Consider the following 21,346-nt stretch of genomic DNA (forward strand, 5'->3'; position numbering starts at 1 on the left):
TCTGGTTGGAATGTGTTTCCGTGAGCGGTACCGTGAGCGCTCACGGGAGCGGTAACGGGGGAACTTGTTGCGAAGTGATTGGGATTTTGCGCTTCGGTCGGGTCGAGTGTCAAGGCTCGTGAGCCAGGGGAGCACCATCAATCGTTCGAACACGTGGTCGCACCAGAATGTCGGCCCAGGGCATACTCAGTGTCCCTTGCGACGCGCGAGCGTCGGCAACAGGCGGAGGTGAACGATGGCGTCGTCGGGGACCGGACCCCGCCGGGTGACGATCGACGATGTGGCCCGGAGTGCCGGGGTGTCCCGGCAGACGGTGTCCCGGGCGCTCAACGACAAGGACGAGATCGGTGTCGCCACCAAGCAGCGCGTTCTCGATGCCGCCCTCGCGCTGGGATACCGGCCGAGCCGGTTCGCCCGGGGGCTCGTCCGCCAGGACACGATCAGCGTCGGGCTCGTGATCCCCGATCTGCTCAACCCCTTCTTCACCGAGGTCGCCGCCGCCTCCCTGGACGCGGCGCGGGCTCGGGGCTGGCATGTCGTCGTGTGCGACACCGGTGATCGGGTGGAGGAGGAGCGGGGCACTCTGGAGGCGATCACCTCGCAGGTGGACGCTGTCGTGGGGTACATGAGCCTGACCGAGGAGGAGATCGACCGGCTGACCCGGGGGATGCCTGTCGTGCTCATCGACCGGGAGCACCGCTCCGAGCGGTTCAGCACGATCCGGATCGACGGAGAGCAGGGCGTCGCCTCGGCGATCCGACATCTGGCCGAGTCGGGGCACCGGCGGATCGGCATGCTCGATCACGCGGGCCGGTCCGAACCGAGCAACCGGCACGACTGGTTCGCCGCCGCGATGGACGCCTGCGGACTCGACTCGGACGCGGTGTGCCGCGCAGACCAGAGCGTGGAGGGCGGAGAGGGCGCGCTGAAGTACCTGCTGGCCCGGCACCCCGACGTCACCGCCGTGTTCACGTTCAACGACATCATCGCCATCGGCGCACTGCGTGCCGCCCGCCGACTCGGACGCCGGGTCCCCCAGGACCTCGCCGTGATCGGCTTCGACGGCCTTCAGCTCGGATCCCTGGTCGAACCGCCGCTGTCCACCGTCGCCCTCGACACCCGTGAGCTCGGCGCGCTCGCCGTCGAACAGGCGGCGCGGCTGCTGACCCGCAGCGGCGGGCTCAGCCGGGACGAGCTGGTGGTCCACGGAAAGCTGCGGTTGCGGGAGTCGGCGTAGGGCCTGCCGGCCGGCCGCGACAGCGGCAGATTCCGTCCGCCGCCGGGCCCGGTCCCCGCGGTGGACGTCGGCGCCCGCGGGTGCCACAGCGTCTCGTGCAAGAAGTCCGATTCCGGCGACGCCCTGGTGCCGGCAAACATGCTGCGCACCGACGTGTACGTCCACCGCCCACACCCCGACGACAGCCACCTGGCCCGCGCCGTCGCCGTCCTCGCCTGAGCCCAGCCGGACGTCGCCAGCAGATCGCCAACTCCTCAGGTCCCTGCTGCGCGAGTACTACCGGCCTGCTGCCCCGGACGCCGCCGCGACCTGACAGAACGGTCTCTGCCGCTCCGAGGCCCGCGCACTCCTCAAGACCGTCCCTACCTCCACCCGCGCCGCTCGGCGGGGTGTTGCGATGAGTCATCGGGATTCCTAGGTCCTGTCGTCACATTCCCGTCGTCGCCCGGAGGGCGGCCTCGCGCCCGCTGCGGCAGCAGCCTGTGTCGCAGTAGGTGCGTGCTCTCGGTGTGCCGGGCCTGGACCCTCGTACTGGACGTACTTGGGGCTGCGCCCGGTGCGGTGAGAGGGCGTGCATGGCGTCGCGAGGAAGCCGGGGCTGATCGTCGTGGACATCGCGGCTGCCGAAGACGCGACCACACCCACATTCCGGGAGACGCTCGCCAGGCGGAGGCAACCGCGACGGCGGACCGGACGACCCGGGACGCGGGCCGGCCGGGCGTACGGCTGCGCTGCCTTTCGTCGGTGTCGGCGAGTAGCCGCCAGGCTGCTTGGTGTCGCGGCAACGGGGCCGAACACCACTTTCTGCTCCCGCAGTACGGCCAGATCCGCGAGGGCTTCACCGCCGTCGGCGAGCATCACCGCCAGGGCGGTGGCGATCCGGCCTGGATCATGTCCGGCCCCGCGCAGCCGAAGCGGCCTGAGGACGACGGGCTGCGCGGCGGCCGCCCCGGTAGTTCCGGCCGGTTGGTGGGGCTTCTCCCGTCTAAGGCTTGTCCCGCAAATGATCTCCGGGTGAGTGTGGGCGGGGCAGTGGGCGGTTGGGTCCCGTCGGCCTATCCAGCGAGGGCGAGGTTGTGCAGTCGAGCGATGCCGCTCATCGCGTGAGAAACGCCGTCCCCCTTGAGGCGGCAGTCACGCAGAATCTTCCAGTTCTTCATTCGGGCGAAGGCGTGCTCGACCCGGGCGCGCACCTGCTTGTGGGGCTTGTTGTGCTCCTGCTTCCAGTCGGGAAGTTCTTCACCTGCGCGGCGCCGGTGGGGCATCAAGAGGCCGGTTCCTGGGTAGTCGCCGTCGGCGATCGTCATGGTCTTGCCGACGGCGGCCTTCGCCCCGGATTCCTCCCATGCTTTACAGTCGGCGCGGTTGCCGGGAAGGGGCAGGCCGACCGCGACGACCAGGCGGCTGTCCGCGTCGATGACAACCTGATGGTTGGTGGAGTACCGGTAATTCTTGGACTGTTCAGCCACCTTGTGGTCGCGGGTGGGTACCAGGGTTCCGTCCACGATGAGTACGGTGCCTTTGCGGAACCTCATTCGGGGCTGGAGTGCGAGCAGAGGGCCGAGGTGGTCGACGATGCGGTCGGCTGACGACTTCGAGACCCCGAACAGCGGGCCGAGCCGGCGCAGCGTCAAGTTGGTTCGCCAGTACGCCGTGACCAGGAGTATTCGGTCCTCCAGCGGTAGGCCCCATGGCCGACCCCGGCCGTGCAGCGTCAACTCCCTGCCGTCGCACTGAGGCCACCAACTTGCCGAACTGGCGCGGGTTCAGCCCGCTGAAGGGAACTATCCAGGACGGCACCGGTGCCGTGATCGGACCAGTCACGCGATGATCATTTCAGTCCTCCTGCCGTCGCGGGTCCCGTTTCCTCGGCCCAACGTCGACTCCAGGCGTCCAGCGGGCTCAGCGCCTCGACAAGCTCCTGGCCGAGCTGGGTGAGACGGTAGCCATCGCTGTCCAGGGTGAGCAGGCGGGCGCCGGACAGTTCCTCGATCCGGGTACTGAGCACGCTGGAGGACATGCGCTCGCATCGGCGCTGCAATTCACGGAAGCCGGTCGGAGCTTGACTCAGTTCCCACAGGATCCGCATCGTCCAACGCCGTCCGAGTAGGTCGAGTGCGGCCATCACTGGACGACCGGATTCGGATCCCCGCACTGGCACACTCGGACGTGGCGCGCTGGCTTCCATACTCACTCCTTGCGCTTCGGTTGTCGAAGCATCATAGTGATTCGAAAATCGAAGCAGGAGGTGCCGCGATGCCACGCATCGAACCGCTCACCCCGCCCTACACCGCCGGCGTCGACCAGGCGCTCCGCCGATGGATGCCGCCGGGTGTGCCGCACGAGCCACTCGCTCTGTTCCGCGTACTGCACCGCAACCCGGAACTGGCCTCACGAATGTTCGCCCTCGGCGCCGGACTGCTGGGCCGTGGACTCCTCCCCGCTATGGACCGGGAGATCGTCATCGCTCGCGTGACCGCGCGATCCGCCTGCGCTCATGAAATGGGGCGTCCACGCCGCGACCCTGGTGCCGCAGGCCGGACTCAGCCTGGAGCAACTCCGGGCAACTACCCAACCCGACGCGGCAGTCCGTGCTCCATGGTCGCCACGCCACACGGCACTGCTCCACGCGGTTGACGAACTGAACGACACGGCCCAGCTCACACCGTCCGCCTGGGACGCCCTGCGCATGTACTACGAAGAGGTTCAATTACTTGAACTGCTCGTACTGATCGGCTGGTACCGAACCATCAGCCATCTGGCCAACGGGCTCCTCCTGGAAGAGGAACCCTGGGGTACCCCGTTCCCCACACGGTGACTACGTTCCGCCCCCATCCACCACCGCGGCGCTGGTCGGCATCGGCGCCATGGCGATCACGACGCTGACAAGCCTCGCTCTCGCGCGCCGACGCTCGTCCGAGACCAACCCGTAAGTCAGATGCACTCATGCCAACACTGGAGGTTCCATGCCCAAGGGCTACTGGGTCAGCGCCTACCGCACCATTTCAGACCCTGAGAAGCTGGCTGCTTACAACAAGCTGGCCCCTCTGGCCGTCAAGGCCGGGGGCGGTCGGATCCTCGCCCGTGGCGGTCGGGTCGTGGCGCACGACGCCGGAATCGCCGAGCGCACCGTCCTGATCGAGTTCGACAGCTTCGAGCAGGCCGTCGCGGCGCACGAGAGTGCGGCCTATCAGGAGGCGCTGGCCGCCCTCTCCGACGGCGTCGAGCGCGACTTCCGCATCGTCGAAGGCATCGACTGACCGAAGTCCAGTCGCATCTTCACTGAAGTTCATTGCGGGACAAGCCTTAACCTGCTTGTTTCACTTGCGACTGTGTCCGGAACGTATTGGGCAAGCAGAAGTACATTCTGACCTGGACGATCAGGCTTGCCCGAAGTCTGTACAGTCCGAGCTGAGAGGCACTTTTTGGATGCGGGTTCCGGGCTCAGCACCACCGCTCTCATGCCAGGGGCGCCGCAGCAGACCGCCTCGTGGCCGCGCCGCTGCGCTGTGGTGCTCAGGACGGCCGGTCTATTTGGCCTTGGCCAGGTGGGTCTTGAAGAAGTCGGTGAGCTCGGAGACCGCGGGGCCGACGTACCGCTCTTTGTCGTAGAGGTCGACGTGGCTGGCTCCGTCGATCCAGTGCAGTTCCTTGGGGCTGCGGGCGTTCTGGAACGCCTCCACGGCCATCCAGGAGGTCACCGCTTCGCTTCCTACGATCATCAGCAGCGGGCGGGGCGCGATCAGGTCGGCGAAGCGGAAGGCGTCGAAGCCGACCAGGCGGTCGACGCTGGACCAGGTGAGGAACTTCGCCGAGCGCGGGTGTTGGGCACGGTCGGTGCGGTAGTACTCGAAGCCCTCGAAGCCGTGCTTCCCGCCCAGGGCGCGAGCCTGCTCGGCGGTGTCGGGGAAGAGCTGGAAGCTCTGCACACCCTCGCCGCGGGCCTCGGCGGTGCGCGCGGCCGCGGCCGCGTCGAGCATGCCCTGGATGACGGCCGGGTCCTGCGCCCCGTCGGCGCCCAGGCGGAACTGGCGGGCGATGTCGACGGCGCTGACGGTGCCGACAGCCCTGATGCGGTGGTCGGTGGCGGTGGCGGAAAGCACGTACCCGCCAGAGGCGCAGATGCCCAGTACCCCGATGCGGCCGGGGTCGACCTCCTCGCGGGCAGTGAGGAACGAGACCGCGGCCTTGACGTCCTCCACCCGGTGGGCCGGGTCCTCCAGGCCGCGCGGGGTGCCCTCACTCTCGCCCTGGTAGGCGGCATCGAACGCGAGGGCGACAAAGCCCTGCTCGGCCAGGCGCCGCGCATACAGGCCGGCGGCCTGCTCCTTCACACCGCTGCCGGGATGACCCACCACGATCGCCGGGCGGGGGCCGCTGGCCGCACTGTCGGGGGTGTAGAGGTGGCCGGCGAGCTGCATGCCGGCGCTGGGAAAGGTGACGTCCGTCTTCACGGTGTGCTCTCCGGTCAGGGAAGGGGGCGGGCCCGCTCCGGGAGCGGGATCCGGTGACCGGGTCTAGTCCGTCGGCCACCTCCACCACCGTCGCGCCGCCCGGTACGAGGTGCCAGGGAGGGTCCTGCCTGTGCAGACCAGTACCAGGCACGCGGCTGCAGCGTGGCGGACACTGGAAACCATGGAAAACCCCGGCAGTCCTCCAGGCGGCAATGACCTGGGCGAATTCCTGCGCGCCCGCCGCGCCGCCCTGGACCCGCACCGTGTCGGCCTACCTGACGACGGCCGTCTGCGCCGGGTACCGGGCCTGCGCCGGGAGGAACTGGCCCAGCTCGCGCACGTGAGCATCGACTACGTCGTACGGCTGGAACAGGGCCGGACTCGTAGGGTCTCCCGCCCGGTCCTGGATGCCCTCGCCGACGCCCTGCAACTGGCCCCGGACGAACGCGCGTACCTGTTCGCCGTGGCCGACGTCACGCAGGCCGTCCCCGCCCGCCGGCCCGCGGGGCAGAGGGCCGACCCGCAACTTCAGCAACTGCTCGACGGTATGCACGACATCCCCGTCATGGTCCTCAACCGCCGCATGGACGTGCTGGCCTGGAACCGGGGTGCGGCAGCCCTGCTGACCGACTTCGCCGCGCTGTCCGCCCAGCAGCGCAACCTGATCCGGCTGACCTTCCTCGACGACGCCTACCGGTCCCTGTACGCGGACTGGCCACGCGCCGCCCGCGAGTGCGTCGCGGTCCTGCGGATGGAGGCCGGACGCAACCCCAACGACCGGGCGCTCACCGCCCTGGTCGGCGAACTCACCGTCCGGGACCCGGACTTCCGGACCTGGTGGGCAAGCCACCAGGTCCGCGGACCCAGGCAGCTCACCAAGACCTACCGCCACCCGGTCATCGGCGCCGTGACCCTAGACGTCCAGCAGTTCTCCGTCGACACGCAGCCCGACCAGCAACTCGTCGCCTACACGGCCCCACCGGACTCCCCCTCCCAGGAAGCACTGCGCTTCCTCATCCAGTGGTCTACCGGCCGGACGACCACACCGCGAACCGAAGGCCGCTACTAGCCAGCGCCGCACGCCCGCAGCTGTGCCCGGATCATGATCGGAAAAGTAATAATGCCCTCTGAGCTAGGACGATAGGACCCTTCCAAGGTCTCCGTAGTATCGGCATGAAGGCAATCTCTGCGTGCACGCTCCTCGGTCACGTCCCAAGCTCGTGGTCTCGTCCGACGGCCGCGGGGTGGTCAGCCACGCCGGTTCACGCCTGCTCGCGGACCTGGCCGACTCCACCGGCCTCACCGACGCCTTCAGCAACGCATTGCGCCGACTACGCCCGCGCGGCACCGGGCATGATCCCGGCCGCGTGGCCGTGGACCTGGCGGTCATGCTCGCCGACGGCGGCGAAGCCATCCGCGACCTGGCCCTGCTCCGCGACCAAGCCGCCGTGTTCGGGACGGTCGCCTCCACTCCCACCGCCTGGCGGGTGCTGGCCGCCACGGACGCTCCTACACTCGCCGCACTGAGGGCAGCGCGGGCCACCGCCCGCGAGACCGCCTGGATGTAGGCCGCCGAGACCAGGACGGGGATCCCTGCGGCCCGCGCCGCCGGCCGTGACCTCCCGGGCCTGGTCCTGGACCTGGACGCCACCCTGGTCACCTGCCACTCCGAGAAGGAACAAGCCGCCGCCACCTACAAGCAGGGCTTCGGCTACCACCCGCTGCTGTGCTTCCTGGACAACACCGGCGAAGCCCTGGCCGGTCTCCTTCGACCCGGCAACGCCGGGGCCAATACCGCCGCCGACCACATCACCGTCCTGGACCACGCCCTGGCCCAAATCCCCGACGCCCACCGCCACGGCACCTCGATCCTGATCCGCACCGACAGCGCGGGCAGCGCTAAAGCCTTCCTGACCCACATACGCGCCCTGCGACACCGCGGCCTCCAGACTTCATTCTCGGTTGGATACGCCGTCACCGCACCGATCCGCCGAACGATCCGCGCACTGCCCGCACAGGTCTGGCACCCTGCACTGGAGCAGGACGGATCCCAGCGCACCGGCGCGGACGTCGCGGAGCTAACCGGCCTGGTCGACCTGGCCGGCTGCCCCGAGGGCACGCGGATCATCGTGCGCCGCGAGCCACCCCACCCCGGCGCCCAGCTCTCCCTGTTCGACCAGGACGAAGGCATGCGCCACCAGGTCTTCCTCACCGACACCCCCTACGCGGGCGGCGGGTCGCTGCAGTTCCTGGAGGCCCGTCACCGCGCCCACGCCCGGGTCGAGGACCGCATCCGCTGCGGCAAGACCACCGGCTTCGGCCGCTTCCCCTCCCGCCACTTCGCGATCAACGCCGCCTGGCTGGAGCTGTCCCTGACCGCGATCGACCTGATCGCCTGGACCCAGACCCTGCTACTGGACGTCGAGTTGGCCGCCGCCGAGCCGAAGCGACTGCGCTACCGGCTCCTGCACGCCGCAGCCCGGATCACCCACGGCGCCCGCCGCGTCCACCTGCGGATCGCCGACACCTGGCCCTGGCGCCACGAACTGACCAACGCGTTCACCCGTCTCGCAGCCCTGCCCCGACCCGCGACCTGACCGGCGGAACCGCCCCTGCCCGCCCACCACCCGAGGAACCCCAGGAGCACCCGGCCGCGCGCCGGGCCCTCGTCATGCCCACCCGCCCGAACGCCACCCACGCGACGATCAGCGCAGATTAGCCGACCCCACCTGAAACGCGGAGGTTAAGGCTGAAATTGCTCGCCCCACGCGCCGGATGGTCATGACTTCGACGCTCGTGGCTCGACGGACGGCACCCTGGTGCCACTCTTCTGCTGACGTTCCGCACGCTGCCGGACGAGTTCCTCGACGGCGCTGGGCAAGGTCGTCTCGAAGTCGATCAGCTTCGCCCACGTCGGCGTCATCACGATGCGGACCATGCCGTCGTAGAGCGAGCGGACCTCGGCCTCCCATTCGACCCGTTGCTCGGCCGTCATCTCGTAGGAGCCATTCATTTCGAGGTACTCCTCGGGAATGCCGTCGACTTCGTCGAGTTCAACAGTGCCGCGGACGAGCAGGATCTTGGGCGGGTGCACCTCGGTGTCGATCGTGAGGGCGACGGCTGGGTTCTGACGGAGCGAAGCCAGCTTCGGGGCGTTTTTCGACGTGCACATCACGGCCTCCTTGCCGTTCCAGGCGAAGGCGATCGGGATGTTCCGCGGTGTCCCATCCTTGGCCACGTAGGCCAGGCGGCAGAGGTCACGAGCCAGCAACTCCTGGCTCAGCGGGCGACTGAGGATCTCGGTGATCTGGTCGTTCGTCATGGAGGGCCTCCTGAGAGCCGTGCGACCACGGCGGTCGCTTCTGCCCCTGGGACGGAGTCGTCACGGCGTTCTCGACATCCCTGCTGAAACTGAGACGAGCCATCAGTGGTCCGCACTTGCGAAGTCTCGGCCCTCGGCGAGGCTGCTCGCTCTGAGCCACCAGGCTCGTCGCCATCCGGAGTCGAGCCTGCGCTACCACCGTAAGTATGGCCTGTGAATGTAAAACGTTTCGATTCTCATCGAAATGATTGATATTTCCAGAGGCCTCGGCAAATGATTTCTCTTCAGGTAGACCCGAAGCGTGAAATCGTGCTGAACGGCACGCCACGGATCGGCGTGACAATTTACACCGGGCGGCACCATGGGTCGGGTTGTCAAGTAGACGTGGGGAGAAGCTTGTGACCGAGTGGATATTGGCATTCGACGCCGACTGTCGATTCTGCGAAGAAGTGGTGGATCGGGTTCGTGTGTCCGTCGACGGTAAATTGACCGCCGCGGGCCTCACGGAACCCCGTATTCGCGGCCTGCGCGCGCGTGCCCTGGGCGATGGGGCCGAGTGGGCGCCGACCCTGTTGGCGGTCAAGGGCGACCAGGTGCGGGCCTGGACCGGAACCGCGCTGTCCCTCCGCCTGGCGCGGTTGTTGGGGCCGGCGGACTCGCTGCGGGTGGTGCGTGCGCTCCGCAGCCTTGATGTGTTGCGGCCCCCGAGCCGTCGAGGAATCCTCAAGGCCGTGCCGGGGCTGGCCCTAGGAACGTTTCTGGTCACCGGCGGCCTGGCAGCCTCACCCGCGCAGGCGGTGACCCGCGCCAAGGGCAGCAAGGCGTCGCGATGGGTGAAGGCCAACCGCGACCGGCTGCCCTCCGGCTACTCCGAGTTCGTCTCCTACCCCACGGACTATCGGCGCGCCGTCTACGGCGCGCTGTCCGCTTCGGCTCGGAGCGAACTGTGGGTGGCGCACTTCGCGAACTACCGGAAAACACACTCCGGTCTGTCGGCCGAGCAGTCCGCCGTCCTGGACGACGCGACGCGGCTGGCACCGCAGATCATCGCGGGGCGCCGACAGGGAGGAGTCCCCGAAGAGCTGGAATCGGCGGCGGTGGCGGCGTTCGGCGAGAGCGAGGCGCAGGCGATTCTCATGACGCTGGGCCCTGCGGACACGCAAGGCGCGGCGCCTCGGAGTGACCAGGGCACCCAGGTCATGGACTGCAATTCCCAATGCGCGGGGAGCGGAAGCTGCGACATGGTGTGTTACGCCTCACCGTGGTGGTGCAACTGGACCGATTACGGCTGCGGTCCACTGTGGCTGGGACCGTGCAGCGGGGTTTGCGCCCCCTGACGCAACCCCTGTTCAGAGCTCGCGCCTTCCTGTGAGCCGCTGGGCTGCTTGAAGTTGGTGACGAAGGCGGTCCAAACGGCGGTTGATGCGAGGAGCCCTCTGCATCTGATGCCTCATGGGAGGCCGAACGGTGCTCTTCCTCAGTCCAGCCCTGTCGTCGGACGGAGTCGCTGTCCTCAACTCCTGCCGCTAGGTTGCTCCGTGACCGTATCGGCTTGATCTGGAGGACGTCCCGTGACTGAGATTCCCGCCGCGGCGATCGAGGCGCGCAAGCGAATCAAGACCGACCAGCCACACACGGCCCGGATCTGGAACTACTGGCTGGGCGGTAAGGACAACTACGAGGTCGATCAGGAAGCTGGGGACCAGATACGCCAACTGCACCCGGGTATCGGCGACTACGCCCTCGCCGACCGGCTGTTCCTCGGGCGCGCCGTACGGTACCTCGCTGACGAGTGCGGGATACGGCAGTTCCTCGACATCGGCACCGGTCTGCCGACGGCCGACAACACGCACGAGGTCGCTCAGCGTGTCGCGCCGGAGTCCCGCATCGTCTATGTCGACAACGACCCCATCGTGCTGACCCACGCCGAGGCCCTGCTGACGAGCACGCAGGAGGGGCGCACCGACTACCTCGACGAGGACCTGCGTAACGTCGAAGCAATCCTGGAGCAGGCGGCACGGACGCTGGACTTCAGTGAGCCCGTGGCGTTGGTGCTGCTCGGCGTCGTCATCTTCATCGAGGAGGACGAGGAGGCGTACGCGATAGTGCGGCGTCTGATGGACGCGCTGCCCGAAGGCAGCCACCTCGTCCTCTCGCACACCATTACCCGACCGGACCTGTCGGACGTTGACGCCGCGGTGGCCTTCTGGAACGAGCACGGTACGCCGAAGCTGACCCAGCGCACCCCGGCCGCCGTCGCTGGGTTCTTCGACGGGCTGGAGCTCCTGGAGCCAGGCGTGGTCTCCTGCAATCGATGGCGCCCGGATGGCGGCGAGGCCGAACTGGCCGCCGAGGTAGCCATGTTCGGTGGCGTGGGACGCAAGGCCTGACCATCGGCGGACGGCTTCTGCTGAACGGGATCGAGTGGAGGGTCGATTCGATCGCGCCGCAGCTGAGCCGGTGCCGCCTGGTCCGCGAGTACGGACGGCAGGAGGAGCGGACGATCCGCTGGCTGCTCCAGCCTCCGGGCGTTCGTCGGCTTGGAGGCCGGGTCCGGGGGCGCGGTGTGCTGCGGAACGGGCCGGCGACGAGGCCGATCTGACAGGGACCGGCCTGGAGCAGGCCATGATCGGGGCCGAGTATGTGAGTGAGGCCGTGACCGGCTTCCGCAGCGGCCGCCTGTCCCGGGCCCGGCGTGGTGGGCCCAGGCCCGTCGATGGTCCCGACCGGACGATGCTGACTCAGCGGTGGCGGCCAAGGTCGACGAGTTGGGAGCGATACCCGCGCACGAGGCGGAGCTGCTCGGGTTTCAGAGGCTGTCGAGGCGTCGGAGATCGGCGCCTGCTGCCGGTTGTCCGGTGGTCGCTTTGGGCCAGGGGTCTCTAGCCCGAGTGTGTGCTGAGCTCGGAAAGGGGCCGAGAGCCGTTCCTGTATTGGCCCGGCGCTGTGCCGAACTCCCTTTTGAAGGCTTTGGCGAAGGCGTACTCGGAGGTGTAGCCGGTGTGTTCGGCCACCGAGCGGAGGAGAAGGTCGGTATCACGGAGCATCCGTGCCGCCGTGGTCATGCGCCACCAGGTCAGGTAGGTGAGGGGTGGGCAGCCGACCGTTGAAGTGAACCGCTGGGCGAAGGCGGACCGGGACAGGCCCGCCAGCGCGGCAAGGGTCTGGACGGTCCAGGATTGCGCGGGTTCGCCGTGGATGGCCCGCAGTGCGGCGGCGACGGCGGGATCACGCAAGGCCGCGCCCCATCCGGTGGTGGCCTGCTCGGGTTGCTCGTCGTACCAGGCTCTGAGGATGTAGAGCAGCAGGACGTCGAGGAGCGCGGGCAGGACTCCGGAAGCGCCTGGCAGCGGTTCGGCGGCGAGTTCGTGGCCGAGAAGGTCGATCGCTCCGCGCAGTGCAGGTTGCTGCCCGATACGGGCCGGGAGGTGTACGACGTCGGGCAGTTCGGTGAGGAGCGGATGGGCTCGGGACTGGTCGAGCCGGTACGCGCCGCAGAGCATCACCGTGGTCGCGCCCTCATGACCGGCGTTCGCGTCGCGTACGTCGGCTTCGACCAGGCGTCTCGTGGCCTCGTCGGGCAGCGGTGTTGTCGGCGCGTCCGCGATCGCGTGCCCGAGTTCACGGGGCAGGAACACCACGTCGCCCACGCCCAGAGTGAGGGGCTTGCCTCGTGAGGGGACCAGCCAGCATGAGCCCTGCAGGATGACGTGGAAGCCCGCGCCCTGCTGCGGCTCGAAGCGGATGCCCCAGGGAGTGCGCAGCTGGGTCCGGGAGGAGTGTGGGACACCAGTGCGCATCGCGGCGACGGCGTCACTGAGTACGTCCATGGTTCCAACGTACTGTCCGGTTCGGCTGTTCCGGACGAATGGACATCTAAGTCGGATCTCCAGGCATAGGACGTTCACAGTGCGGTCCCTACGGTGATGGGTGAGCGGATGTTCCGTCGGCTCAGCACGAGTAACAGGGAGAGATGGCATGAGGATTGCCGTGTATGGCGCGAGTGGGTTCACCGGAAGGCTCACTGTTGCCGAGCTGTGCCGTCGCAGGATCACGCCGGTACTGGTGGGCCGTAACGCGGATCGGCTGGGGGCTGCGGCAGCGGAGGTCGGCGTGACAGGAGCCGAGACCCGGGTCGCAGACCTGGCGGACCCGGCTGGTCTGGCTGATGCAATTGCTGACTGCGATGCCGTCGTCAACTGTGCGGGCCCGTTCACCTTGTGGGGAGAACCGGTGGTACGTGCGGCGATCACCGCTGGGACCCACTACGTCGACACGACTGGTGAGCAGCACTACATCCAGCGCGTCTTCGATGTGTTCAACAAAGAAGCCGAGCACGCAGGGGTGACCGTTGTCCCGGCCATGGCCGATGACGGCGGCCCCGGCGACCTGATCGCCAACCTGACGGCGGCCCGTGTCACCCCGGTCGACGAGGTGCTCATCGCCGACCTGCGCCAGCCGGGGGGAGGGGCCTCGCGCGGCACCGCGCGTTCGATGGCCGCGGTCTTCGACGAGGGCGCACTGGAGTACCTCGACGGAGCCTGGCAGCCTGCGAGCGGCTCGCAGGTGGAGCCTATTGTCCCACCCGGTTCGACCGCCCCCGTCCCCGTGACGACGTTCGCGCTCCCTGGGGTCATCACCATTCCCCGACACGTGGCGGCGCGGCGCATACACAGCGCCATCAGGACAGATGTAGCCGCGCTGTTCGCCTCACTCACCCCGGACACCGTCGACAGCATCCCCGAGACGGTCGCGGAAGACGCCCGGCGGGCGAGCCGGTGGCTGATGAAGGCCGATGCCACCGGAACGGATGGAAGCCGTGCCCAGGGCTGGGTCACCGGGCCGGACGGGTACGGTCTTACCGCGGTGATCGCTGTCGAAGGCGCTCGTCGGCTCGCGGCAGACGGGGCACGCGCGGGAGTACTGAGCCCCGCCCAGGCCTACGATCCGGCCGATTTCCTCAACTTCCTGGCTCCCCACGGTGTCACCTGGCAGGTCTCCTGACTCCTGCTAAACCCGCGCGCCCGCCATGGCGCGGTGCTCTCGGCGGATTCCTCGTCCAGGAGTGGGGATTGCGCACCAGTTTCCTGGTGACGGCGCAGACATGATGCTGCCCCCGTACTCATGGATTTTCCCCGCCTCGCCCGTACAGGCGGAACTTCCTTCCCCAGAGGCCCTCGTCGTCGCGGCGTCGGCTGTCCAGCACCAGCAGTAGTCAGTGCCTGTTCCTGAGGCCGGCATGAGTAATGACACTGCTCGGATGGCCTGCGGGATGGTGCTGGGCTAGGGGCTTCAAGCTGGCGGGTTGCCGTCTGCGGGGCCCATGGCGCGATCTTCAGAGAACGAGGGTCACCTGGCTCTGGTGGCGCTGCTCAGACGTGTCGCGGTCGAGTTGACCGTGGCCCACTGCGCCGTAGCGCAGCCCGTAGTACAGGAGCGTGGCGATGCGTACCGCATCGTCCTTCCAGCCGTGGGCCCGCGGCCCGCAGCCCGCAGCCCGCAGATATCGCCAAGGGCCCGCAGGACGGTGCGCCCGCTGGTGCCCCTGCGGACGAGGCCGTCTGCAACGTCTGCAACGCCTGCGACGAGCAGTTCGTCCAGGGCGCGTTCCATCTCGTTGCGTGTGTCATCGAAGGCCGACGAGTTGAGCGCGCTCTTTGCCATGGCTGCCACCCCACGCTGCCGGGAGACGTTTCCGCGGGCCGGGCGTCGTGATCAGCGAACGAGGGCTTTTTGCAGCTGTCGCTTGTCCATGGAGGAGCGGCCGTGGATGTTGCGTTTCTTGGCCTCGGCGTAGAGCTGGTCCTTGGTGGGTCCTTCGGCGCCGCTGTGCGAGCGTTGCCCGCCGCGTTGTGAGGCGGACTTGGGATCACGTGTGGAGGTCCTGCTTGAGGTCTTCGCCTCCCCGGAGCGGGCGCGCTCCTTGTTCACCGTGCGGGATGCGATCTCCTTCGCCCGGCGCGTGGACTCACCCCGCTTCTCGGCGCTCTCCTTCACGTGCTCGTACTGTCGTTCCCGCTTCTGGTTCGATCCTGCCGGCATCGCGTTTCTCCTCTCGTGCACTGATCGACGGGTTCCCCTCTCACGGGTTGTGTAACGCCCTTGTAGTGCGGCTCATCGGTCTTCGGAGGCGGGGCAGCACTTTGGTGCGGTAGAAGTCGAAGAAGCCCTGTTGATCCGGCCCGATCTGGTTGACGTAGACGGTGTCGAACCTGGCGTCGACACTCCTTGACCGCCTCCACGTGGGCGTCGGGATCGTCGCCGCAGGCGAGATTCGCCTCGACGCGGTCGGGGCCGGCAAGCTCGGAGGCCTGCTCGAAGTGGCGTGGGGTGGGCAGGAGTTGGGCGAGTTCGCCGGGGAGCTGTTCGTTGGCCCAAGGATGGTGTGCCGTACGGACGGCTTCGTCCTCGGCGGCGTGCGGGCCGAAGGCGGAGACGTCGGTGGGGGTCGGTTCGTCGGGGACTGTGTACAGTCGGGCGTTCTCCATGGTGTGGTGCTTGCCCCGGTGACTGATCTGCTGCCCGGTGGACAGCTCCCGCATCACCTGCACGGCTTCCTCCAGCTTCTCCAGGCGGACGTTGGCCTCGGGCCAGGCGTCACCGAGGATGTGCTCGTTGAGCGCCTCGCCGCTGCGGATGCCGAGCCGGAAGCGGCCATCCAGTTGTACGGCGCCGGTGGCCGCTGCCTGGGCGACGACGGCCGGGTGCATAGGGGTGAGGGGGCAGGTCGAGGCGGTCTGCACGGGCAGTGGGACGGCTTGCGAGGGGGCGCCGGTCACGGACCGGACGAAGGACTCTGCCCCTGGTTGTCGTTTCAGGGGCAGGTTGTGGTCCGAGAACCACAGTGAGGTAATCCGGCCTGTTCCGCAGTCCTGGCCTGCTCCACCGACTCGGCGGGACCGTGTTCCTCACCGGACAGGAAGTATTCGAAGTCCGTCATGGCGCTCTCCTTGCGCAGTGGATCGCCCCGGACTCCGGGTGGTCGCGCAGCGCACCGGGAAACGTCCGTTCTACGCGGGGCGTGAGAGCCCGGCGACCGCCTTGGCAATCCGCTCCTGCAGGTGGTCGGGCAGTGGCGCTCCGTTGACCGAGTCGACGAGTTCTTCGGCGAGCTGGTGGAGTTTGGTGTTCGTGTGCTGGGAGACATCGACCAGGACACTCCAGGCGTCGTCAGGGCTGAGGCCGAAGGAGGCCATCAGGACTCCGCGCGCCAGGTCGATGACCGGCCGGGTCAGCATCGCGCGCTTGAGCTGCACGACCTCGACGCGCAGTTCCTCGGCCTCGTCGGGCACCTCGTTCTCCTCCACGGGGTTGGGCGTCGCAGCAGAATGTTCGTGCCAGGCGTTGACCACGCCGTTGACGGGCGCACGGGCGTGAGTGAACAGCGACGACGTGTCGGTGAGGGTGAACAGCCTCTCGACCCACGGACTGAGAGCCCGCACGCCGAGCGTCTTGCCGTCCGCCAGGGCGAGCCGGCGAACGCGCAGCAGGACATTGAGGCCGGAACAGTCGCAGAAACCGACTCCGGCCAGGTCGAGGTCCACGCCTTCGGGCGACCGGGCCAGTGCCAGGCGCAGAGCGTGCTGCAACGTCAGTTCCGTATCGATGTCGATCTCGCCGGAGACAGTCACGACCGTCCGGGTTCCGGCCGGATGCGTCACGATCTCCAGGAGGGCCGACAGGGCAACCGCCGCTGGGACGCGCGGTGTTGCACAGACAGCCGGGCTGCTGCCCCCGGGCGGCGCGGAGAAGTCGTGTTCTGACATGACAGTCGCTCCCGAAGCGTTCGCCTGTCTCCTGCAGGTACAAGTCTTATCCGGCGCGCGAAACACGTCAAGAGATACCTGAAATATAGTTCGCGCCTTTGAATGCGCGAATGTTACGCCCTAAGCTGGGGTGCATGGGTGGAGTATCCGAGACACATGCGGGATGGACGTTTCTCACCAGCCATGCCCGGGTGCTGGCCGCGATCGCCGAGGATCGCCGTATCCGCATCCGTGACATCGCCGCGCGCTGCAGGCTCACCCAGAGGGCCGTACAGAAGATCATTTCGGATCTGGAGGAGGACGGCTATCTGACCCGCACGCGGGAGGGGCGGACCAACGCGTATCGGATCGAGCCGGGAACCATCTTGCGGCATCCGGCCGAGGCGGGGATGACGGTCGAAGCGCTGCTGTCCACCCTCGCGCGGCACGACGATCAGCGTGACGGACGGTCGCCGCGGTCGCGTACGGTACGGCCGCGTGAGCGTGATTCCGAATCCGCCAGGTGAAGTGGCTCGACCGCGCGCCGCTGTTAGAAGCGTGCGGCAAGGGGACCCGGCAGGTGCTGGGTGGTCAAGGGGAGTGGGGCTGCGGGGTTGCCTCCCGGCCCGACCCCGGGCTGGGGCCGCCGCAAACGAACCGCGGATCACAGTGGGGGCGGAGTTCCGGGAATCTGGGTGGGCCCGTACCTGTCGAGGGCCTCTTCCAAGGGCGCCCGGATGTTCTTCGCCGAGAACGAGCAGATCTCCTTCGGCGCGGGTGTCCTCGTCGACGAACTGGACTTCTCCGACGACAAGATGCTCGTCGGCCGCACCTTCTCCTACAGCGACACGCAGCGCCGCCGCGTCGGCCCCAACTACCTCCAACTGCCGGTCAACCAGGCCAAGAACGCCGATGTGCGCACCAACCAGTGCGACGGCCTCATGACCTACCACGTCGACGGCGAGGGCGAGAACCCCGACGTCAACTACGAACCTTCCATCCGTGGCGGCCTCGGGGAGGCCACCTATCCGACCCACGACGAACAGAACCCCGAGATCCGGCGACGGCTCACCCGCAAGCGCATCCCGCGTACCAACGACTATCTGCAGGCGGGCCAGCGCTACCCGCTCATGGAGGAGTGCGAGCGCCTGGCGAACCTCGGGAAGAACCCGCCGCGCGACGTGGAGGGCCTGACCATGACCCATTGCGTACCCGACGAACGGCACGTCGTGACCCGTTGAACGCACCGTGCTGCGAAAGGGGCCGGCTCCCGCGCCGGGCGCCGGTCTTGCTGTAGGCGGTCTGGCGCCTCAGGGCCGCTGCCAGACTCGCACACCGTTTTGACCACTACTCGCCTGGCCTCAGCGCCGGGCACAGGTCATCTTCGAGCGCGCCGCCGAGGGCCTTGCGACGCTTCGGCTGGCGGACGCCAACTGGCTGGATCTCGGAGGCGGTTGACGATTGGGCGATGCGAGGCAGCTCCGGAAGGCGAGTACATCCGCAGGCACACACGCGCGCCGACCTGAGCAGACCGCAGGGTACTGAGACACGACCCAGCTCCGGGGCCCGGCGATCCGGGGCTCTCGTGCTGTCGGCTGGCTACCTCCTTCACGTGCCCCACTCACCGAACGGCTAAAGATCGTCGGCTCACCGAGCGCGGACTTCGATCTGTCGGTGAACCAACCGGTCGTCATGGTGGCCGCGTGCCTGCCCGACGTGAGCCCCGACGGCGCCGCGACCCGCGTCTCGTACGGCCTGCGGAACCCCCCCCGCCGCGACAGAGCGGAGTCCGCGGAGCCACTAACCCGGCTGGTGCTACCACGCCACCATCCCGCTGAACGGAGTGGCGCAGGCGTTCCCGTCGGCCACCGCATCAGGCTCTCCCTCTCCTCTGCACGCCCTACTGGTCCCTCGCCCGGCCGCCGCCGAAGCCGGCGCTGCTCAGCGTCCGGGGGCGATTGACCGGCTGTCGGCTGGGGTCACACCTCATCCCCCCTCGATGCCGGTGGAGCCGTGGCTCGCACCGACGGGCTTGGATTCCGGTGAGCCGCGCTGCCTCAGGTAGATGGCGAGAATGGCCATGGAGGCGACGGCCAGCAGCTCGGACTGCCAATTCTGCAGGGTGCGGCTCCAGAAGTCCGCGGAGGACAAGTACGCGCCCCAGCTGATGGGGGCTTGGAGCTGCCGCAGCTGCTGTTCGTTGTAGGCGGCGACGCCGGTGATCGACTGGGCCAGCCAGGACAGCAGGAAGATGCCTCCCATGACGATCCCCAGGGAGCGCGAGTAGACGAGTCCGCGCCAGTCCGTCGCCGCGGCCCAGCGCGGGGAACCCTCCTTGGCGTACTCGCCGACCATCTGGTCCTTGTCCGACTCGGTGCCGGCCTTGTCGAGTTCCTTGGATTCCGGGGAGCCACGTTGCAGCAGCCAGACAGTGCCGAAGATGTAGAGGAAGAACTGCAGGTACTCCGACTGCCAGTTCTCCGTGACGTCGACGGCGAAATCCGAGGTCGTCAGGTAGACGCCGAGGCTGACGGGTGCCATGCCGTCGGTGACGAGCTGGTTGTTGAAGCCCGCGTGGCCCGCCACGGCCTGGCCTGCCAGGGCGACCAGGAAGGCGATCAGGAAGAACAGACCGAGGCTGTTGTGGCGCAGAAAGCGCAGGACACGGTGCCGGCCCCGTGGGGTGGCCTTGCCCGGGCCCGATGCGGGGCTCATCGGTGCACCAGTCCCAGCGTCGTGAAGTAGACCAAGCCGACGGCGATCACCAGCAGCGTTCCGAGGAAAAGCGTCCTCATGGCCTGTCACCCGCCCTTGATCTCGCACTGGTACGGCCGCTGCGAACGTGGCAGGCACCCGGCGGCCGTCACCTTCCACCCGGCGGAGAAACGCGCCAGGAACACCGTGTCGTGCTCAAACACCACCCGTGCCTGGTCGCCGTACACATCCACGCCGCGCACGGCACCCGCCGAGGGCAGGTCCTGCTCGCCGATCGCCTGCTCGCACCGTTGCTTCGCCGACTGTTCCAGTTCCTCCCTGGTGGAGGGCGCGAGCGCGGCGCACAGTCGTTCAGGCTGTTGCGCGTCCAGCGCCCGCTCGAACCGGGTGACCTCCGAGGCGGCGGCATCCCGCCGCTCGGCCAGCGTGCCGCACCCGCTGACCGTGGCGAGGGCCATCGCCACCGCGATGCCCACCCCGCACCGCCGTCCTGACATCGTTCCTCCCACGCGGCCGGGGCTGGATCGGGCCGGGGAGCGCCCGGCCCGATAAGTGGAATGCGTCTACCCGCTCATGGGACAACCACCCCTCCCTGTTCGCAAGCGGAACCGGCTGCACGTCCTTTGCGTCGTCCGGGCGAGGCCGTCGGGCGTGGCGACGGCCGGAAATCCGGGTGGTCGAACGTCGTGTGGCGGCGTTGAGGAACGCAGTGCCGCGGACCGCGGAGTCGACGAACGGGCAGACCCTCTCCACGCCTCGCAGCCGGCGGGAGTCGACGTGCTCTTGGTGCACGGCGCGGATCTCCGGGTCGTGGCAGATCTCGCCCTCCCGCCGCGCACTCGGCTCAGTCCTCGTCGGCGGCCTGCTCCTGCGCCTACTGGTTGGGCGTGGTGGCGTCTCCGGCCTCGCCGCGCCGATGGCCGAAAAGACGCAGACGTTGTTCGCCTGTGCCACCGGCGCCTCACGGCCGTCGGTCGTCAGCGGTGAGAACGGCGAGCGGGTGACGGTCATGGCCCTGCCGTCCATCCAGCGGGCGGGGTCGGCGGGGTCTTCCTCGGAGCGGGAGGCCGGATTGGAGAGCGGGAAGATCACCGCTACTCACCGGCGGGCGCCATATGCCGGACGATCTCCTCGGTAAAGGCGCCCTTCGCGGTGGACAGGCCGAACAGTATGGTCGGCTCCGCCCGGCGGACCATCTCGGCGATGTCCCACGACCCACCAGTGTCTTTCGGGCGTGGACGCGCTGCTCCTTGCTGAGCCCGTCACGCGAGTCCACCAGCGGTCCCTCGACGTCCACGAACCAGAAGCGTGACTGGGAAACGGCCAGCGTCACCGATGGCGGAGCGGGGCCTCGGCGGTGACGATACCGCCGTGACCAGCGGGACCCGCCAGTGGCACAGGTCACGCGGAACGGGAGGGGCGGTCGGAGCAACGGACGAGAGGGGGGACGGTACTTATTGCTTTGTCGATCGGGTACCCGACGTCGATGACGACAGAGAACAGTTTGCAACACCTGTACCTGGCGGCGTCGCAGGCGGCGATGGGGGCGATCGGGGCCTTTGTCGGCGGTCTCATCGTGGTGGGCCTGCTGATGTGGACGGTTCGGCTCGGTGTGAGGGTGCGACGGCAGCAACCGCACCCGCCCCGGCCGGACGAACACCCCACGCTGCCGGAGTCCGGACCCGTACGGGAAATGCGGGAAGTGCGGGAGCCGGACGAGGTTCCCCATGCCGCGGACGAGAGTGAGCGGCTCAGGCCGAGCAATCTTCACGCTTCGGGGAGCAAACGGGCCGGTGACCAGGACGCCCCCAAGTGGGAGCCCGGCTCCAGCGGTTCCTTCGGAAGTGGTGGGTCCGGCAGGAAGTGACCAGGT

General features: G+C 68.3%; 20 protein-coding genes and 7 pseudogenes. 14 read left to right on the plus strand and 13 right to left on the minus strand.

Going from position 1 to position 21,346, the window contains the following annotated elements; genetic code table 11:
* Positions 1–235 precede the first annotated feature (235 nt).
* The 3 genes and pseudogenes from ACIPC1_RS12580 to ACIPC1_RS12590 all read left to right on the plus strand — a co-directional run.
* Entirely contained in the window at positions 236–1,237 is a 1,002-nt protein-coding gene (locus tag ACIPC1_RS12580; protein WP_384388576.1) for a LacI family DNA-binding transcriptional regulator, read from the plus strand.
* Between the two features lie 60 nt (positions 1,238–1,297).
* Positions 1,298–1,456, plus strand: a complete 159-nt coding sequence (locus ACIPC1_RS12585; RefSeq protein WP_402516053.1) for a hypothetical protein — start codon at positions 1,298–1,300, stop codon at positions 1,454–1,456.
* A 426-nt stretch (positions 1,457–1,882) separates the two neighbouring features.
* Positions 1,883–1,951, plus strand: a pseudogene (locus ACIPC1_RS12590) (hypothetical protein); the annotation flags it as partial.
* A 23-nt stretch (positions 1,952–1,974) separates the two neighbouring features.
* Here ACIPC1_RS12590 and ACIPC1_RS12595 read toward each other — a convergent pair.
* The 3 genes and pseudogenes from ACIPC1_RS12595 to ACIPC1_RS12605 form a co-directional block, all read right to left on the minus strand.
* A pseudogene (locus ACIPC1_RS12595) lies at positions 1,975–2,200 on the minus strand (IS1380 family transposase); the annotation flags it as partial.
* 92 nt (positions 2,201–2,292) lie between these two features.
* A pseudogene (locus ACIPC1_RS12600) lies at positions 2,293–3,061 on the minus strand (transposase).
* A 7-nt stretch (positions 3,062–3,068) separates the two neighbouring features.
* Positions 3,069–3,425 (minus strand): winged helix-turn-helix transcriptional regulator, encoded by a 357-nt coding sequence (locus tag ACIPC1_RS12605; protein WP_402516054.1) that lies wholly within the window; start codon positions 3,423–3,425, stop codon positions 3,069–3,071.
* A gap of 68 nt (positions 3,426–3,493) precedes the next feature.
* Here ACIPC1_RS12605 and ACIPC1_RS12610 point away from each other — a divergent pair.
* Both ACIPC1_RS12610 and ACIPC1_RS12615 read left to right on the plus strand, forming a co-directional pair.
* Positions 3,494–4,055 (plus strand): annotated as a pseudogene (locus ACIPC1_RS12610) (carboxymuconolactone decarboxylase family protein).
* A 148-nt stretch (positions 4,056–4,203) separates the two neighbouring features.
* Positions 4,204–4,497, plus strand: coding sequence for a DUF1330 domain-containing protein (locus ACIPC1_RS12615; RefSeq protein ID WP_402516056.1), 294 nt, complete (start codon positions 4,204–4,206; stop codon positions 4,495–4,497).
* A 270-nt stretch (positions 4,498–4,767) separates the two neighbouring features.
* Here the strand turns inward: ACIPC1_RS12615 and ACIPC1_RS12620 are convergent, their stop codons facing one another.
* The gene (locus ACIPC1_RS12620) at positions 4,768–5,658 is read right to left on the minus strand and encodes an alpha/beta hydrolase (RefSeq protein ID WP_402516314.1); all 891 of its coding nucleotides are present in this window, start codon (positions 5,656–5,658) and stop codon (positions 4,768–4,770) included.
* A gap of 214 nt (positions 5,659–5,872) precedes the next feature.
* Here ACIPC1_RS12620 and ACIPC1_RS12625 point away from each other — a divergent pair, with 214 nt between their 5' ends.
* Together ACIPC1_RS12625 and ACIPC1_RS12630 are read left to right on the plus strand one after the other, a co-directional pair.
* Complete coding sequence (locus ACIPC1_RS12625; RefSeq protein WP_402516059.1) at positions 5,873–6,760, plus strand: helix-turn-helix transcriptional regulator; 888 nt, start codon at positions 5,873–5,875, stop codon at positions 6,758–6,760.
* 121 nt (positions 6,761–6,881) lie between these two features.
* Positions 6,882–8,288 (plus strand): annotated as a pseudogene (locus tag ACIPC1_RS12630) (IS1380 family transposase).
* A 182-nt stretch (positions 8,289–8,470) separates the two neighbouring features.
* Here the strand turns inward: ACIPC1_RS12630 and ACIPC1_RS12635 are convergent.
* On the minus strand, positions 8,471–9,013 hold the full coding sequence (locus ACIPC1_RS12635) for a pyridoxamine 5'-phosphate oxidase family protein (protein ID WP_402516060.1): 543 nt from the start codon (positions 9,011–9,013) through the stop codon (positions 8,471–8,473).
* Between the two features lie 467 nt (positions 9,014–9,480).
* Here ACIPC1_RS12635 and ACIPC1_RS12640 point away from each other — a divergent pair, with 467 nt between their 5' ends.
* Both ACIPC1_RS12640 and ACIPC1_RS12645 read left to right on the plus strand, forming a co-directional pair.
* A complete protein-coding gene (locus ACIPC1_RS12640; RefSeq protein WP_402516061.1) occupies positions 9,481–10,350 on the plus strand; it encodes a bacteriocin fulvocin C-related protein in 870 nt (289 codons plus the stop codon).
* Between the two features lie 234 nt (positions 10,351–10,584).
* A complete protein-coding gene (locus ACIPC1_RS12645) occupies positions 10,585–11,403 on the plus strand; it encodes an SAM-dependent methyltransferase (RefSeq protein WP_402516063.1) in 819 nt (272 codons plus the stop codon).
* A gap of 492 nt (positions 11,404–11,895) precedes the next feature.
* Here the strand turns inward: ACIPC1_RS12645 and ACIPC1_RS12650 are convergent, their stop codons facing one another.
* Complete coding sequence (locus ACIPC1_RS12650) at positions 11,896–12,843, minus strand: AraC family transcriptional regulator (protein ID WP_402516065.1); 948 nt, start codon at positions 12,841–12,843, stop codon at positions 11,896–11,898.
* A gap of 148 nt (positions 12,844–12,991) precedes the next feature.
* Between ACIPC1_RS12650 and ACIPC1_RS12655 the strand changes: the two genes are divergently transcribed.
* Positions 12,992–14,017 carry a saccharopine dehydrogenase family protein gene (locus ACIPC1_RS12655; RefSeq protein WP_402516067.1) on the plus strand — a complete coding sequence of 342 codons (1,026 nt, stop codon included), beginning with the start codon at positions 12,992–12,994 and terminating at the stop codon, positions 14,015–14,017.
* Positions 14,018–14,728: 711 nt separating this feature from the next.
* On the opposite strand, the gene ACIPC1_RS12660 is transcribed toward ACIPC1_RS12655, so the two are convergent.
* The 3 genes and pseudogenes from ACIPC1_RS12660 to ACIPC1_RS12670 all read right to left on the minus strand — a co-directional run bounded on the left by ACIPC1_RS12660 (position 14,729) and on the right by ACIPC1_RS12670 (position 16,779).
* The gene (locus ACIPC1_RS12660) at positions 14,729–15,055 is read right to left on the minus strand and encodes a plasmid stabilization protein (protein WP_402516070.1); all 327 of its coding nucleotides are present in this window, start codon (positions 15,053–15,055) and stop codon (positions 14,729–14,731) included.
* Between the two features lie 40 nt (positions 15,056–15,095).
* Positions 15,096–15,953: pseudogene (locus ACIPC1_RS12665) on the minus strand (TIGR03557 family F420-dependent LLM class oxidoreductase).
* 70 nt (positions 15,954–16,023) lie between these two features.
* Positions 16,024–16,779, minus strand: coding sequence for an ANTAR domain-containing protein (locus ACIPC1_RS12670; RefSeq protein ID WP_402516073.1), 756 nt, complete (start codon positions 16,777–16,779; stop codon positions 16,024–16,026).
* Between the two features lie 134 nt (positions 16,780–16,913).
* On the opposite strand from ACIPC1_RS12670, the gene ACIPC1_RS12675 reads away from it, so the two are divergent.
* The 3 genes and pseudogenes from ACIPC1_RS12675 to ACIPC1_RS12685 all read left to right on the plus strand — a co-directional run bounded on the left by ACIPC1_RS12675 (position 16,914) and on the right by ACIPC1_RS12685 (position 18,720).
* Positions 16,914–17,285, plus strand: coding sequence for a helix-turn-helix transcriptional regulator (locus ACIPC1_RS12675; protein WP_402516075.1), 372 nt, complete (start codon positions 16,914–16,916; stop codon positions 17,283–17,285).
* A 213-nt stretch (positions 17,286–17,498) separates the two neighbouring features.
* Positions 17,499–17,999: pseudogene (locus ACIPC1_RS12680) on the plus strand (catalase); the annotation flags it as partial.
* 433 nt (positions 18,000–18,432) lie between these two features.
* The gene (locus ACIPC1_RS12685; RefSeq protein ID WP_402516077.1) at positions 18,433–18,720 is read left to right on the plus strand and encodes a CocE/NonD family hydrolase C-terminal non-catalytic domain-containing protein; all 288 of its coding nucleotides are present in this window, start codon (positions 18,433–18,435) and stop codon (positions 18,718–18,720) included.
* 24 nt (positions 18,721–18,744) lie between these two features.
* On the opposite strand, the gene ACIPC1_RS12690 is transcribed toward ACIPC1_RS12685, so the two are convergent.
* From ACIPC1_RS12690 to ACIPC1_RS12705, 4 genes are all read right to left on the minus strand, one after another.
* The gene (locus ACIPC1_RS12690) at positions 18,745–19,473 is read right to left on the minus strand and encodes a DUF6766 family protein (RefSeq protein ID WP_402516080.1); all 729 of its coding nucleotides are present in this window, start codon (positions 19,471–19,473) and stop codon (positions 18,745–18,747) included.
* An 86-nt stretch (positions 19,474–19,559) separates the two neighbouring features.
* Positions 19,560–19,931 (minus strand): hypothetical protein, encoded by a 372-nt coding sequence (locus ACIPC1_RS12695; protein ID WP_402516082.1) that lies wholly within the window; start codon positions 19,929–19,931, stop codon positions 19,560–19,562.
* Positions 19,825–20,565 carry a malic enzyme-like NAD(P)-binding protein gene (locus ACIPC1_RS12700; RefSeq protein ID WP_402516085.1) on the minus strand — a complete coding sequence of 247 codons (741 nt, stop codon included), beginning with the start codon at positions 20,563–20,565 and terminating at the stop codon, positions 19,825–19,827. Before ACIPC1_RS12700 ends, ACIPC1_RS12695 begins: the two co-directional genes overlap by 107 nt.
* 2 nt (positions 20,566–20,567) lie before the next feature.
* A complete protein-coding gene (locus tag ACIPC1_RS12705; protein WP_402516087.1) occupies positions 20,568–20,669 on the minus strand; it encodes a malic enzyme-like NAD(P)-binding protein in 102 nt (33 codons plus the stop codon).
* A gap of 290 nt (positions 20,670–20,959) precedes the next feature.
* Between ACIPC1_RS12705 and ACIPC1_RS12710 the strand changes: the two genes are divergently transcribed.
* Positions 20,960–21,340: a DUF6479 family protein gene (locus ACIPC1_RS12710; protein WP_402516089.1), complete on the plus strand. Its 381-nt coding sequence runs from the start codon at positions 20,960–20,962 to the stop codon at positions 21,338–21,340.
* The last annotated feature ends 6 nt before the right edge of the window (positions 21,341–21,346 follow it).

It is taken from the genome of Streptomyces sp. NPDC087263 (assembly GCF_044744645.1).
In the GTDB taxonomy this organism is placed as follows: domain Bacteria; phylum Actinomycetota; class Actinomycetes; order Streptomycetales; family Streptomycetaceae; genus Streptomyces.